Annotated in this window: 3 protein-coding genes; 2 read left to right on the forward strand and 1 reads right to left on the reverse strand. The window is 69.3% G+C overall.

Features of this window, described 5'->3' with window-relative positions; all coding sequences use genetic code 11:
* The coding region (locus ACLN58_RS21985; protein WP_415857335.1) for a hypothetical protein at positions 1 to 378 on the forward strand (378 nt) is incomplete at its 5' end.
* A 42-nt stretch (positions 379 to 420) separates the two neighbouring features.
* On the opposite strand, the gene ACLN58_RS21990 is transcribed toward ACLN58_RS21985, so the two are convergent.
* Positions 421 to 1,170, reverse strand: coding sequence for a FadR/GntR family transcriptional regulator (locus ACLN58_RS21990; RefSeq protein WP_415857336.1), 750 nt, complete (start codon positions 1,168 to 1,170; stop codon positions 421 to 423).
* Positions 1,171 to 1,380: 210 nt separating this feature from the next.
* Between ACLN58_RS21990 and ACLN58_RS21995 the strand changes: the two genes are divergently transcribed.
* Positions 1,381 to 1,573: hypothetical protein (locus ACLN58_RS21995; protein WP_415857337.1), on the forward strand; the 193-nt coding region annotated here is incomplete at its 3' end.

Below are 1,573 nucleotides of genomic sequence, written 5' to 3' on the forward strand. Positions count from 1 at the left end.
CCGCGGCACCGGGTCGAGGACGCGGCCCAGAAGCTCGAGGACGACGCGCGGAACGCCCTCGCCGCGGCCGAGACGATGATCGCCCAGGCGGTCCGCGGCTCCGCGGGGCGGCATTCGGCGGGCGCAACGAATGACGACGGCGGGTCGGCTTCCGCGGCGCAGGCGCAGGGCGGGAATGCGAGCGGCCAGTCGTTCGGCAACGGGACCGCTCAGCCGAGCGCCGCGCAGAGCCAGGATCAGCAGGCCTCCGCCGCAGCGTCGAATCAGCAGGGTGCACGGCACGTTGAGCTGCAGGACCTCGGGGTTCCCCAGGCGGCTGCCATCCAGGGTGCTCCTCGGCATCTCAAGACACCCATGGTCCTCGGGGCGGGCCTCTAAAGCGTTCTCCCGCTGACCCCCGCCGCTCGACCCGTCCCGCCCTCAGAGGGGCTGGTCGAGTGGCGAGAAGAGCTCGCTGACCTCGGACATGGTCCGCGTCATGATCGCCCGCATGGCGTCGTGGGCCTCGTCGGCGCGCTGGCGCTGGATCGCGACGGCCACGTCCAAGTGCAGCTGGAGGGCGTTTGCGTGCGGCCGTTCGGGCATGAGGCCCAGATGGGTGCGTCCGGACAGGACCTCGGCCACGAGCGGGTGGAGCGTCGAGAACATCTCGTTGCCCGAGGCCTCGAGGATGCGGCGGTGGAACTCGATGTCGAGCCGGAGGAACCGTTCGAGGCCGGTCTCGTGCCCGGCTGCCCACAGCTCGCCGGCGAGGGTCATGAGCTCCGCCGTCGCGGTCTGCGGCGCCCGGAGGGCGGCGAGGCGGGCGGCCTCGGGTTCGACGGCGGCGCGCAGCTCCGTGAGCGACCTCAGCTGCGCGTACCGCCCCGTCGAGGCGAGGCGCCAGCGGATCACCTGGGGATCGTAGAGGTTCCATGCGGCCGCGGGCTGGATCTGGACGCCGACTCGGCGCCGCATCGCGACGAGCCCCATGGACGCGAGCACTCGCACGGCCTCTCGGACCACGGACCGCGAGACGCCGTAGCGCTCCTCGAGTTCTTCGATCTGGATGACGCGGCCCGCGGCGAGCGAGCCGCCCGCGATCGCGGAGCCCACCTCCTCGAGCACTTTGGCGTGCAAGCCGGTCGCAGCCGAGGGGCCGGGCGTGGCAAGCGGGCCGGCGTGCGCCATGTGGACTCCTAGAAGGATCGTCGGTGATCGGGCCAAAAGGGGTCCCTACATCATAGCTGTTGCGTCCCTCACGGTTTTAGGTATGATCTAAGCCGCATCTGGAAGACGAAAGTCAGATGTAAACCACCATCTAGGAGTGACTATGGCGTCATCCCACACCGCCTCGCTGGCCTGTGCGACGCATGTCGGTTCCCAGCGAGAAAGGCGATGATGGACCAGACCACCATCCGTCGGTTGTCCGATGAGGCGACCGACGTCCTTCTGAACAAGGACGGGACCTCGTCCAGCCGCCGCGGCGGCTGGATGATGATCGCGACGATCCTGATCGAGGCGTGGGATCTCTATGCGATCTCCTTCGTGCTCGTGTTTATCTCGGCGGAGTACCACCCGACCGCGGCCCAGC

This window comes from Sinomonas sp. G460-2 (assembly GCF_047759905.1).
Taxonomy (GTDB): domain Bacteria; phylum Actinomycetota; class Actinomycetes; order Actinomycetales; family Micrococcaceae; genus Sinomonas.

What these genes read in the sequence shown, in the direction of transcription:
- ACLN58_RS21990 (WP_415857336.1), bottom strand. Translation starts at nt 1,170, where the DNA reads ATGGCGCACGCCGGCCCGCTTGCCACGCCCGGCCCCTCGGCTGCGACC.